The sequence below is a fragment of the Pseudomonas sp. A34-9 genome (assembly GCF_029543085.1).
Classification (GTDB): Bacteria; Pseudomonadota; Gammaproteobacteria; order Pseudomonadales; family Pseudomonadaceae; genus Aquipseudomonas.
Genome location: NZ_CP119967.1, coordinates 851513 through 863614, shown reverse-complemented (window position 1 = coordinate 863614; position 12102 = coordinate 851513). Strand labels below are relative to the sequence as shown.

The following is a 12102-nucleotide window of genomic DNA, read 5'->3' as shown; positions in this document are numbered from 1 at the left end:
GCGTCTCGGCAGCATCGGGCAGATTCGTCTGCCCGATGCGACTTACAACGTCAAAGAAGCCGCTCACACCATCTCGTCACGAATCCATTCAACGACTGAGGTACGCTTTGGCGCCCAGCCCAACAGTTCGCGGGCGTGTTTGCCACGTACGCGGCTGTTGGAGCCGAGGCCGTAGTTGGCCATTTCATAGCCCCATTCGGCTTCGGCGTCTTTCAACGGCCAGTCTTGTGGCTGACCCAGTTTCAGCGCTTGGGCCATGGCGGTGGTCATGTCGATGAACGATGCTTCGCCGCTTTCGACGAAGTAGAAAGTACCCGGTACGTTCTTGGTCAGCGCCAGCAGGTACAGGGCAACGACGTCTTCGATGTGCACGTTGGACCAGATGTTCTGGCCTGTGCCGACGTGCCGCACTACGCCGCTTTTACGGGCCTGTTTGAGCAGTCGCGGCAGTTGCACGCTGTCGCGATTGACGCCCAGGCTATGGCCGTAAATCAGCGTGTTGCAGATCACCGCCGAGTTCACGCCATCCTTCGCCGCTGCGAGGATCAGGTTGTCGATGGCCACACGCGCGGCTTTGTCGACGGTCGGTTCCGGCAAATTGTCTTCGTAGTAGATGACGTCACTGGATTTACCGCCGGATGCATCGCCGACGATGCTCGAACCGCTGGTGTGCAGGAAGACTTTGTTGGAACCACGCAAGGCATCGAGCACCGCTTCGACCGCACCGCGATGATCGCTGCTGGCGGCGTTGATCACCGCATCGGCAGCGCGGGCCTGCTCGGCCAGCAGCACTTTGTCGTCGAGGGTGCCGATGACCGGGGTGATGCCCAGTGCCTTGAGCTCAGCGGCCTGTTCGGTGCTGCGCACCAGACCGGTGACGGTGTGGCCAGCCTGTACCAGACCGGTAGCGATCGAGCCGCCGATAAAACCGGCAGCGCCGGTGACGAATACGTTCATGGAGAAACTCCCTGCGTGAGTAAGTGATGGGACGAGTATCTGCCCGTGGGTCCGAGGGAAAAACCCACCCTCGGCCAATTCACTCTTGCGCAGAGGTCACGAATCAGCCCTTGAAATCGGCGCTGGCGTACGCGGCGAGTTTGCTCTGGATAAAGTCGAGGAAGCATTGAATGCGCAACGCCAGTTGCGAGTTACGGTAGTACACGGCGTTGATCGGCTGACGATAACCGCTGTTGAATTCGCCGAGCAGGACTTTCAGGCGCCCGGCACGAATGTCATCGATGGTCATGAAGTGCGACAGGCAGGCGATGCCCTGACCTTCCAGTGCCAGATGACGCACGGTTTCGCCGCTGGAGGCGCTGATCGCCGGGGTGATCGGCCAACGGTCACCGTGCACATAGCGCAGCGGCCATTGGTTGAGGCCTTCGTTCTGGGTGAAGCCGAGCAAGGTGTGCTCGCTCAGATCGGCGACTTGCTGCGGCGCGCCATGTTTTTTCAGGTAGGCGGGGCTGGCGACGATCAGCAGTGGACTGCAACCGAGCGAGCGCGCGTGCAGCGTCGAATCGGCGAGTGTGCCGATGCGGATCGCGACGTCGGTGCTTTGTTCCAGCAGGTCAATAATCAGATCGTTGCTGTTGAGTTCGAGCTGGATGTCCGGATAGAGCCTGCGGAATTCATCGATGTAGGGGACGACTGCATGCAGCATGAACGGCGATGCAGCGTTGATCCGCAGACGCCCGGACGGGGTTTGCTGGCGCGAGGACAGGCGCTCTTCGAGTTGATCCATCTGATCGAGAATCAGCTTGGCCTGTTCGAAGAAGTACTTGCCCTCCTCGGTCAGGTCCATGCGCCGCGTGGTGCGGTTGATCAGCGTGGTGTCGAGCTTGGCTTCCAGCTTCGACAACGTGCGACTGACCGCCGAAGGCGTCTGCCCGACCTGTTCGGCGGCGGCGGAAATCGAACCGCATTCGATCACGCAGACGAAAATCTGCAACTCATCGGATCTGGCTTTCACGGGTGTCCTCTTTTAAATCGCCAAGATCGCAGCCTTCGGCAGCTCCTACAGGGGAATGCTTTCAAGGCAGGAGCTGCCGAAGGCTGCGATCTTTTGCTGTTACAACCGATAGTAGCCCGAAACCCATCAAGCCTTGAGAGCGAACACCTCTTTGAGATGCTGTTCATACCGCGCCACATCGTTCTCGATGTTCGGGCGCTTCATCACATCAACGCACAGAAAAGTCGGCAAAGCAGTCATGCCCAAAAACTCGTTGGCCTTGTGAAACGGGAAGTACACCGCGTCGACGCCTTTGGCCTCAAAGAAATCAGTCGGGTCATCGAACGCCTGCTGCGGTGCATTCCAGGTCAGCGACAGCATGTATTGCTTGCCCTGAATCAGGCCACCACTGCCGTACTTTTGCGACGCATCGGAACGGGTGCGGCCATCGCTGGCGTAGAGGCTGCCGTGGCCTTCAGTGAAGACTTCGTCGAGGTACTTTTTCACCGTCCACGGTGCGCCCATCCACCAGCCCGGCATCTGGTAAATGATCACGTCGGCCCAGAGAAATTTCGCGACCTCTTCAGCCACGTCGTAGCCCTCGTCGATGAACGTGGTTTTCACATCGACACCGCCACGATCGAGCACGCTCAGTGCGGCTTCGTGCAGGGTGGTGTTGTAGCGACCGTCGGAGTGAGCGAATTTTTTACCGCCATTGAGCAACAGCACTTTTTTCATGAGAAAGCCTCGGCGCAGCCAGTGGGCTGGGTGGAGAAAGGAAACTGGAATGGCGGCAGATTAACGAGGTGCCTCGCGCGGAATAAGCCGTGATTGCGCAAAATACATTTGACTGAAAAGCACGAATCGAACGCCGATTATTGCCATAGCATGCTTGGCCATCTGTATTCGAGGAGTTGTTGTGATGAGTGAACGCCAGGGTTTTATCCTGCACGCCAAGACCCGCCCGGAAAAAGCCGAGGCCTTCGAGGCGTTGTTCCGCGCTTACGTTGAGCCGAGCCGCGCCGAGCCCGGCTGCATCGAATACCACATGCTGCGCGACAAGGAAGATCCGACGCTGTTCATCTTCTACGAGATCTGGGCGTCGCAGGCGCACCTGGATGTGCATTCGAATCTGCCACACATGAAGGCATTCCTTGAACGGCGCATGGACTACCTGGAGCGCGATTTCGATATCCGCCCGATCGACATGCTCAGCGAAGCCTCGGCTAACCGCTGATCAACAAATGGGCGCCGAGCGCGCCCAGACCGATGAAGAACACGCGCTTGAACAGCACGGCGCTGATGCGTTCGCGCAGCCATTGGCCGAGCAACATACCGAGAATGGCCGGTATCAGCGCCAGCAGCGACGCGCTGAGTTCGCCGCCACCGAGGGCGCCACGCCAAAGCAATCCAGCGGCCAACGCCAACGTCGAAACGGTAAATGACAGGCCCAGCGCCTGGACCAATTCATCGCGATTCAAGCCCAGCGCTTGCAGGTATGGCACCGCAGGAATCACGAACACGCCGGTGGCTGAGGTGATGACGCCGGTGATCAAACCGCTCACCGGGCCGAGCCAGGTTTCATGGCGCGGCTGGATGCGCTGTGTTGGCAAAAACAATCCACTCAACGCATAGAGCAACAGCGCCGCGCCTAACCCGCGCACCACCCAATGCCCGCCCGCCATGCCGATCCATAACGTGCCGACGCCGGTGCCGAGGAAGATCATCAGCAGCATCGGCCAAAGACGTTTGATCAGCCCTTTCAGATGACCGCCGAACGCCAGTTGCCAGACATTGGTCAGGGTTGCCGGGATGATCAGCAATGCCGCAGCCTGTGACGGCGCCATAGCCAGACCGAGCAAGCCCATGGCGACCGTGGGCAGGCCGAGGCCGATCACGCCTTTGATCAGACCGGCGAGCATGAACGTCATGATGACCAGCAACGACAAGGCCAAGCCGAGGTTTTGATAGAAGTCTGCGAGTGTGTTCATGGCGCTACTGTGCGCCACTCTGGGTAGGCTGGAAATCTGCCATATACTGAGGCTGCCTCTGTCCATACAAGAGGCTGATATTTTCTTTGAAGCCTCTTGCCTCATCGCGAGCAGGCTCACTCCTACAGGTTTTGTGATCGCCACAGATCCCATGTTGGAGTGAGCCTGCTCGCGATGAGGCCAGTCCAGACACCAGAACTTTTAGAGGTTGCCCCATGCACTTCGACCTCACCGACCTGCGCCTCTACCTGCACATCCTCGACACCGGCAACATCACCGCCGGCGCGGCGCGCAGCCATTTATCCCTGGCCGCCGCCAGCGCCAGAATCCGCGCCATGGAAGCCTCGCTTGGCGTCGATTTTCTTGAGCGCGGCCGCCGTGGCGTCACGCCGACGGCCGCCGGAAAAGCCCTCGCCCAGCACGCGCGCATCCTCCTGCAACAGGCCGAACGCCTGCAACAGGATCTGGCCGATTATGCCCAAGGCGTCAAAGGTCAGGTGCGCTTGCTATGCAACACCACAGCGATCACCGAATACCTGCCCGAAGTACTCGCGGACTTCCTGCGCGGTCATCCCAATCTCGACATCGACTTGCAGGAGCTGCCAAGCGCGCGCATCACTCATGCCCTGCGCCAGGGCGCGGCGGATCTGGGGATCGTTTCGGACGCAGTCGACACTAGCGACTTACAAACTCAAGTGTTTCGTGACGATCCACTGCTACTGATTCTGCCATTGGACCATCCGTTGTCTGGCGCCGCCGAAGTCAGTTTCAGCGACGCCTTGCGCCACGATTTTGTAGGACTGAGCGCCGACAGCGCACTGGCGATCTATCTCGAAGAGCAGGCGCTGCACAGTGGCTCGCGAATGCAGATTCGCATCCGCGCGGATGGCTTCGACGGCGTGATGCGCATGGTCGGCCGTGGCGCGGGGCTCGCGATTGTGCCGCTGGCCGCCGTCGAACGCGGGCCGTCTCGCACCTTCAATAGCGTCGCCCTTGATGAGCCTTGGGCCCGCCGCACGTTGATGCTCTGTGCCAGAGACTTCAGCGTATTGCCGGGGTACGCCAAAGCCCTGTTGCATGCCTTGACTCTCCCCTAAGGGGCAGACTTCATCCTTGGCTTTTCATCAGCAAGGACAGTGACGATGGGCAAACGCATTCTCCTGATTCTCGGCCACCCTTCGCCGACAAGCCTGTGCGCCGCACTCGCTGATCGCTATGCACAATCAGCGCTAGAGGCCGGACATGAGGTGCGTCAGTTACGGCTTGGCGAGATGGATTTCGACCCGGTGCTGCGCGAGGGTTATCAACAGCTCCAGGCGCTGGAAAGCGACTTGAGTGCGGCACAGTCCGACATCCTTTGGGCCGAACATCTGACGCTGGTGTACCCGATCTGGTGGGGCGGCATTCCGGCGCTGCTCAAAGGTTTTTTTGATCGGGTGCTGCTGCCGGGTTTCGCTTTCAAATACCGCAAGGGCAAAGCGTTCCCGGACAAACTGTTGAAGGGCCGCACCGCAGATTTGCTGGTGACCATGGACACACCGCCCTGGTATTACCGCTGGGTCTACCGCATGCCCGGACTGCATGAGGTGCGCCAGGCAACGCTCGAATTCTGCGGGATCAAACCCGTGCGTACGCTGACCTTCGGCCCGGTGCTCGGCTCCACCGAGCAGCAACGGCAAGCATGGTTGCAACAGGCGCAGGCTATCGCCGGCCGGTAAGTCTGCCGATAATGCCCCGCGCTGTTTCACATTGAAAAAGGACTTTTATGTACATCGGTCAAGCCGCGCAACGCTCCGGCACCACCATCAAAAGCATCCGGCACTATGAGTCGATCGGCTTGTTGCCCAACCCCCGGCGTCAAGGCAACTACCGCCTCTACGACCAACAGAGCGTCGAACTGCTGATCTTCATCAAGTGCGCCAAAGACATGGGTTTTCGCCTCAAGGAGTTGCAGGCGATCTTCGCTGATCACCACGGCGAGGCGATGCCCTGGGCGCTGGCCCGACAGGCCATCGAAGCGAAGAAGCGCGAAATCAACAACCGCATGGACGAGCTCATCCGGCAATACGCGCAACTGGAAGGCTTCGAAGCCAGTCTGGAACAGGCCCGGGTCAGTTGCCCGCTGGAAAACCTCTAAGCGGTTTGCGCGCTTCTGAGCACTTCGATGTCGAGCACAGACAACTGACCCGCGTCCGGGCGCTATAGGGTGCGACTTCATACCTCAAGTCCACTGCCCGGAGTCCCCATGACCGCGACCGCCCCTATCACCGTTCTACGCGACACCCATCCGCTGCCGGTACTCGATGCCTGCAAGTGGGAAAAACTCGAAGGCGACCCGCACACCGTCAACCTCAACGCCTACACCAGCGAAGACGGCAGCAAGATCATGGGCACGTGGATCTGCACACCGGGCAAGTGGCGCGTCGATTATGTGAAGTGGGAGTACTGCCATTTCCAGGAAGGCTACTGCGTGATCACCCCGGACGGCATGGCGCCGATCCACCTGCGCGCCGGCGATATTTTCGTGGTTGAGCCGGGCATGAAAGGTACGTGGGAAGTGGTCGAGACCGTGCGTAAATATTTCGTTTTCGCCTGATGCAAAAAAGCCGGGAGATCACCCGACGTGATGTCCCGGCAAATGTCGCGGATTCACTCGAATCCTTGTGGGAGCTAGCCTGCTAGCTCCCACAGTTTGTTCCAGACTGTCCTACTATTGCGGTTTACGATAGCTGTTGATGATCGCCGAGAAATCTTTCCCGCCGTCCCCACGCTGACTCATCGCCTGATACAACTGCTGCGCCACCGCGCCGAGCACCACCGGTTGGTGCGCCTGACGCGCCGCTTCTGTCGCCAGTCCCAGATCCTTGAGCATCAGTTCCGCGCCAAACCCACCGGTGTAACCGCGCGAGGCCGGCGCTGTCTCGACAATGCCCGGCCACGGGTTGTACATCTCCGAACTCCAGCAACGTCCGGTCGAACTGTTGATAATCCCGGCCAGCACCGACGTGTCGATGCCCAGCGCATCACCCAGCGCCATCGCCTCGCTGACGCCCACCATCGAGATCGCCAGCAGCAAGTTGTTGCAGATCTTGGCGATCTGCCCGGTGCCGACTTCACCGCAATGGACGATGTTGCGGCCCATCTGCGCCAGCACCGGCTGCAGCGTGGCGAACAGTTCCGCAGTGGCGCCGACCATGAAGGTCAGCGTGCCGGCGGTCGCACCACCGGTGCCACCGGACACTGGCGCATCGGCCATGGCGACGCCTTGTTTCGCCGCAGCCGCTGCCACATCGCGGGCCGTCTGCGGATCAATGGTGCTGCAATCCACCGCTGGCACGCCTTTGCCGATACCTGCGAGCACACCGTCTTCACCGAGCCAGACGCCGCGCACATGCACAGCCGCTGGCAGCATGGTGATCACCAGTTCAGCATCTTCAGCAGCTTCGCGTGCCGAAGCACGGATGGTGCCGCCCAGTTGCTCCAGTTCCGCCAGCACGGATTTGTTCAGGTCGACCAGATTCAGCGAGTGGCCAGCCTTGATCAAGTTGCGCGCCATCGGCGCGCCCATGTTGCCCAGACCGATAAATGCGATTTTCATAACCGTTCCTCAGCGCAGGTTGATGGTGGTGTTCACGCCGTCGTTAACGCTGTCGTCGTCGAACCAGCGCGCCGTGACCGTTTTGGTCTGCGTGTAGAACTGCACCACTTGCTTGCCGTAAGGGCCGAGGTCGCCGAGTTTCGAACCGCGCGAACCGGTGAAGCTGAAGAACGGCACCGGCACGGGGATCGGAATGTTGATGCCGACCTGACCGACGTCGATTTCTGTCTGGAATTTACGCGCCGCCGCACCGCTCTGGGTGAACAGGCCCGTGCCGTTGCCGAACGGGTTGGCGTTGACCAGGGCAATCGCCTGATCAAGGGTGTCGACTTCCAGCACCACCAGCACCGGACCGAAGATTTCCTGGGTGTATATCTGCATGTCGGTGGTCACGCCCGAAAACAGGGTCGGGCCGACAAAGTTGCCTTGCTCGTAGCCCGGTACCTTGATGTCGCGACCGTCCAGCTCAAGTTTGGCGCCTTCTTTGATGCCGCTTTCGATCAGGTCGAGAATCCGCGCCTTGGCTTTTTTCGAGATCACCGGACCGACATCAGTGCCCGGCTCGCTGCCGGCGTTGACCGTGAGTTTCTGCGCCAGCGCTTTCAGATCCGGCAGCCATTGTTTCGCCGCCCCGACCAGCACCACCACCGAGGTGGCCATGCAACGTTGTCCGGCGGCACCGAAACCGGCACCGACCAGCGCATTCAGCGCTTGCTCGCGGTTGGCATCAGCCAACACCACGGCATGGTTTTTCGCGCCCATCATCGATTGCACGCGTTTGCCGTGCTTACCGGCCAAGTCATAAACGTGAGTGCCAACGGCTGTCGAACCGACGAAGGACACCGCTTTGATGTCCTTGTGTGTGCACAGGCCATCCACCACTTCTTTACCACCGTGAACCACGTTGAGCACGCCAGCCGGAACACCGGCCTCGATCGCCAGCTCGACCAGCAGCATGGTCGACAGCGGATCCTGTTCCGACGGCTTGAGCACGAAAGTGTTGCCGCAGGCGATGGCCATCGGGAACATCCACAGCGGAATCATCGCCGGGAAGTTGAACGGGGTGATGCCGGCACACACGCCGATCGGCTGGCGCAGCGTGTAAGTATCAACACCGCCGGCGACGTTCTCGGCGAACTCGCCCATTTGCAGAGTGCCGATGGAGCAGGCGTGCTCGACCACTTCCAGGCCACGAAAAATATCGCCCTCGGCGTCGGCAATGGTTTTGCCTTGCTCGGCGCTCAGCACTACGGCAATACGTTTGGAATGTTCGCGGATCAGCGCTTGCAGCTTGAGCATGATGCGCATCCGCGCGCCGATCGGGGTCAGTTTCCAGGTCTGGAAAGCGCGCTGGGCGGCGCTGACGGCGGCACCGACTTCAGCGGCGGTGGCAAACGGCACTTTCGCCAGCACTTGCTGGGTCGCCGGGTTGATAATGTCGTGCCACTCGGTGGTCTGCGACTCGACCCATTCGCCGTCGATCAACAGTTTGACCTTTTGCAGCGTGGTGTCGTTGGGCGTAAGCGATGCGTTCATGCTGGTCTCCAGAACTTGTTTTTATCGTAGGAGCCAAGGCGAAGGGTTCGCCTTGAGATGAGGCGTGTGTCACGAATTGGTTGTCGGACTGTTTTTGGAGTATAGATGTGCAAACTTCTAATAAGAACGCACATATAAGCCCGTCCATCATGCAAAAAAACATCACCTCTTTAGGCTCGCTAAACTGGGACGACCTCAAGTTTTTCCTCGAAGTCGCCCGTACCCGCAAGGCCAGCACTGCCGCCAAACGGCTGGCCGTCGACTACACCACGGTGTCGCGGCGGATCAGTTCGCTGGAAGCGGCATTGGGGACTTTGCTGTTCGAGAAGTCGCGGACCAGCGGCTTCGTCCTGACCACCGAAGGTCAGCGTTTGCTCGGTTATGCCGAGTCGATCGAAAGCACATTGCACATGGCCTGCGAGCAGGTGTCAGGTTCCGGTGTGGCACTCTCCGGGCATGTGCGCATGGGCTGCACCGAAGGCTTCGGCAGTTTTTTCATCACGCCGCAATTGAGCCATTTCGTCGACGCCTACCCGGCGATCTCGGTGGACATCCTGCCGCTGCCGCACTTCATCAGCCTGTCCAAGCGTGAGGCCGACATCGTCATTGCGCTGGAACGGCCGGAGCACGGGCCGTACGTGTGCTGCAAACTCTGCGACTACCGTTTGCAGCTCTACGCGACTCAGGACTATCTGGACAAACACCCGCCGATCCGCCGCCCCGCCGACTTGAGCAAGCATCATTTCATCAGTTATGTGGATGACCTGGCGTTCAGCTCGGAGCTGCTGTACCTGGCGAACGTACTGCCCGGCGCCAGCGCCAACTTGCGCAGCACCAGCGTAATTGCGCAGTTCGTCGCCGCGCAGCAAGGACGCTCACTGGCGATTCTGCCGTGCTTCCTCGCCGCGCAGGATCCGCGTTTGCTGCCAGTGTTGCCGGAGGACATCGACATCACCCGGCAGTTCTGGATGTACTGCCGGGAGGATCTGCGCAAGTTGAAGCGGATCACCCTGTTGTGGGATTACATCCGCGAGGTGACGGAGCGCAATCAGGCGCTGCTGATGGGCGAGACCGGCGAGATGCAGTTTGCTGACTGATGATCTTCAAGGAATCAGGTGGCCGGATCGTAGCGAGGTCAGCACGCCTTTTTTTCAACCGTTTTGTAACAGGAGTTGGTACACGACTTGTAACATTTGAACGCGCATCGAAGCTCATATCTTGATTGTTCGAATTTAAGGCTGTCATGGCGGCTGCATTGTCGAAGATTGCGATAAAAGCGCTACGGCAAACTGCCATCATTCGAGAGCTCTTCCCAACCCGATATCCTACGCGCCTCAGCAAATGACACGGCAGACAGGGAACAATCAGCAAGGCTTTTGGGATTTGTTCTACAGCTAACGTCTGAGCTTCCCGGTAACGTTGATGCTGCCCAGCTACAGGCTGGAATTCCCCAAGGACGAAAGGAAGTTGCATGTCTGGTTATGTACCCAACCCGCCAAAGGGCTACCGCAATAGCGGTGTTGAGCCTGTCGATATCCACGCCCAGCGTTGGGCTGAATACAAAGACCTTCCCACCAAAGAAGCAGCCAAGCCAAATAGCTTGGGGTGTGTGTTCGCCAAGAGCTGCGATCTTCCAGACGGTGTGATTGACCACAAGAAACCAGCCGGCTTTATCCCTGTCGAGAAGGTGAGCAACTACGGTGAGTTTGCCATTCTCGGTGGCAATGAAACGGATGCAGACGGAAACATCCCTCTCAAGAAAATCAGTGGCAACGCGCTACCCACTGCACAGGGAAGCCTTCTATTAGGTGGTGGTGGTGCCGCGGCTGCTGGTGCGTCTTGTGGCGGCCTGTGTACTGCCGGAGTTGCTGTTGCTGGCGGGAGTGCTGCAACGGGTGCAGGTGTTGCGGGAGCTGCGGCAACTACCAAGTTCCAGACCTGGATTGAGGAAGGGCTAATGGCCTGAGATGTGTCACAAATACTCAATGATAAACGCGATTTCTGCATTGGCAGTACCGGGTTTCAGTTCGGAAGAGCCGCCAGTGTCTACGGGAGAGCGAACATATTTGGCCGACAGTGGGATATTGTGATTCCCACCGCTGGAGAAATAACCTTTGAGTGGATACGCTTTGTTGAAAACCACGGGCATTCCGGCATCATCTGTAATTTGAATTGCAGCGCCCTTGGCCGTCGACTGAAGATTTAACCGAATGATTCCCCGACCGGTATCAAGGGCCGGGCTGGAAGCCACTGGACTCAAGCTGTAAGTGACATTCTTGATCCCATCAGGGCAATTATTCACGGGAATCTGAAAGCTCGTAACGGTAGCGGTCCCGCCAACCGTGCTGATGGCGCTTAGTACTTCACGGCCCATGGTGACTTTGACGTCGGGTGTCTCACACGATAGGTTCTGGATAACCATCCCGGTTACGTTGAGCTTCATGGGGATCAGACTTTCGGCGACTTTCCAATTCGCCAGGCGGCTGCCGGACCCGGAAATATACGCTCCATTTTCGATCGGACCTATCTTCACCAACTTAAGCTGGTGGGCCGAAGCAGCCTTATAGGTGCCCGCTGGCAATCGATTGTCTGGATATCCACCCAAAATTTGCAGCGAACTCCCTGCCAACCATTGAAATCCTACGCCTATATTGCCAAGTTTGAATATTTGTGTATTTCCACTTTCACCACTGAATGAAACAATGCCGGTACCGAAAGTAATATCACAAATGTATTCAGAATTGTTGTTATTAACGCTCATAATGGGAGATTCATATATAACTGAACCCACAGGCAGGTCTCTAGGTATGCTCAATGAAAGCGGGAGTTTAAAATTAACTTCTAGAGTGTTGCTTCCTGGACGGAAATTGCAACCGTCGGCATACGCATTCGTGCATTTCAGCAGCGCTGCACATACAAGTAGTATCAATCCTTTTGACATAAAATCCTCAACATCAACTTGCAAGGAGTGCATGGTAGAGGCGCTGCGGTGAGCTATTGCCTATGACAGCATCACCCGGATGTGG

14 protein-coding genes are annotated in these 12102 nt (G+C 58.5%); 7 read left to right on the top strand and 7 right to left on the bottom strand.

Translation table 11 applies throughout. The features are described from left to right. Positions 1–63: 63 nt before the first annotated feature. From P3G59_RS03680 to P3G59_RS03670, 3 genes are all read right to left on the bottom strand, one after another. Positions 64–957, bottom strand: a complete 894-nt coding sequence (locus P3G59_RS03680) for an NAD-dependent epimerase/dehydratase family protein (RefSeq protein ID WP_277760503.1) — start codon at positions 955–957, stop codon at positions 64–66. A 103-nt stretch (positions 958–1060) separates the two neighbouring features. Further along, positions 1061–1972 (bottom strand): LysR family transcriptional regulator, encoded by a 912-nt coding sequence (locus P3G59_RS03675; protein WP_277760502.1) that lies wholly within the window; start codon positions 1970–1972, stop codon positions 1061–1063. Between the two features lie 126 nt (positions 1973–2098). Further along, complete coding sequence (locus P3G59_RS03670; protein WP_103303263.1) at positions 2099–2689, bottom strand: NAD(P)H-dependent oxidoreductase; 591 nt, start codon at positions 2687–2689, stop codon at positions 2099–2101. 184 nt (positions 2690–2873) lie between these two features. Between P3G59_RS03670 and P3G59_RS03665 the strand changes: the two genes are divergently transcribed. Continuing rightward, the gene (locus P3G59_RS03665) at positions 2874–3188 is read left to right on the top strand and encodes a putative quinol monooxygenase (RefSeq protein ID WP_277760501.1); all 315 of its coding nucleotides are present in this window, start codon (positions 2874–2876) and stop codon (positions 3186–3188) included. On the opposite strand, the gene P3G59_RS03660 is transcribed toward P3G59_RS03665, so the two are convergent. Next, positions 3178–3942, bottom strand: coding sequence for a sulfite exporter TauE/SafE family protein (locus tag P3G59_RS03660; RefSeq protein ID WP_277760500.1), 765 nt, complete (start codon positions 3940–3942; stop codon positions 3178–3180). The two genes, P3G59_RS03665 and P3G59_RS03660, sit on opposite strands and share 11 nt — an antisense overlap. Before the next feature lie 215 nt (positions 3943–4157). Between P3G59_RS03660 and P3G59_RS03655 the strand changes: the two genes are divergently transcribed. From P3G59_RS03655 to P3G59_RS03640, 4 genes are all read left to right on the top strand, one after another. After that, a complete protein-coding gene (locus P3G59_RS03655; RefSeq protein ID WP_277760499.1) occupies positions 4158–5039 on the top strand; it encodes a LysR substrate-binding domain-containing protein in 882 nt (293 codons plus the stop codon). A gap of 45 nt (positions 5040–5084) precedes the next feature. Continuing rightward, positions 5085–5660: an NAD(P)H-dependent oxidoreductase gene (locus P3G59_RS03650; protein ID WP_277760498.1), complete on the top strand. Its 576-nt coding sequence runs from the start codon at positions 5085–5087 to the stop codon at positions 5658–5660. Positions 5661–5707: 47 nt separating this feature from the next. Further along, positions 5708–6079: a MerR family transcriptional regulator gene (locus tag P3G59_RS03645; protein ID WP_277760497.1), complete on the top strand. Its 372-nt coding sequence runs from the start codon at positions 5708–5710 to the stop codon at positions 6077–6079. A 108-nt stretch (positions 6080–6187) separates the two neighbouring features. Beyond that, positions 6188–6538, top strand: a complete 351-nt coding sequence (locus tag P3G59_RS03640; RefSeq protein ID WP_016770579.1) for a cupin domain-containing protein — start codon at positions 6188–6190, stop codon at positions 6536–6538. Between the two features lie 114 nt (positions 6539–6652). Here the strand turns inward: P3G59_RS03640 and mmsB are convergent, their stop codons facing one another. Together mmsB and P3G59_RS03630 are read right to left on the bottom strand one after the other, a co-directional pair. Further along, entirely contained in the window at positions 6653–7540 is an 888-nt protein-coding gene (gene mmsB / locus P3G59_RS03635) for a 3-hydroxyisobutyrate dehydrogenase (protein ID WP_277760496.1), read from the bottom strand. A gap of 9 nt (positions 7541–7549) precedes the next feature. Continuing rightward, positions 7550–9076 (bottom strand): CoA-acylating methylmalonate-semialdehyde dehydrogenase, encoded by a 1527-nt coding sequence (locus P3G59_RS03630; RefSeq protein ID WP_277760495.1) that lies wholly within the window; start codon positions 9074–9076, stop codon positions 7550–7552. Between the two features lie 149 nt (positions 9077–9225). On the opposite strand from P3G59_RS03630, the gene P3G59_RS03625 reads away from it, so the two are divergent. Both P3G59_RS03625 and P3G59_RS03620 read left to right on the top strand, forming a co-directional pair. After that, a complete protein-coding gene (locus P3G59_RS03625; RefSeq protein WP_277760494.1) occupies positions 9226–10173 on the top strand; it encodes a LysR family transcriptional regulator in 948 nt (315 codons plus the stop codon). 374 nt (positions 10174–10547) lie between these two features. Further along, on the top strand, positions 10548–11042 hold the full coding sequence (locus tag P3G59_RS03620) for a hypothetical protein (RefSeq protein ID WP_347276968.1): 495 nt from the start codon (positions 10548–10550) through the stop codon (positions 11040–11042). Positions 11043–11048: 6 nt separating this feature from the next. On the opposite strand, the gene P3G59_RS03615 is transcribed toward P3G59_RS03620, so the two are convergent. Further along, a complete protein-coding gene (locus P3G59_RS03615) occupies positions 11049–11837 on the bottom strand; it encodes a fimbrial protein (RefSeq protein ID WP_277760493.1) in 789 nt (262 codons plus the stop codon). Positions 11838–12102 lie beyond the last annotated feature (265 nt).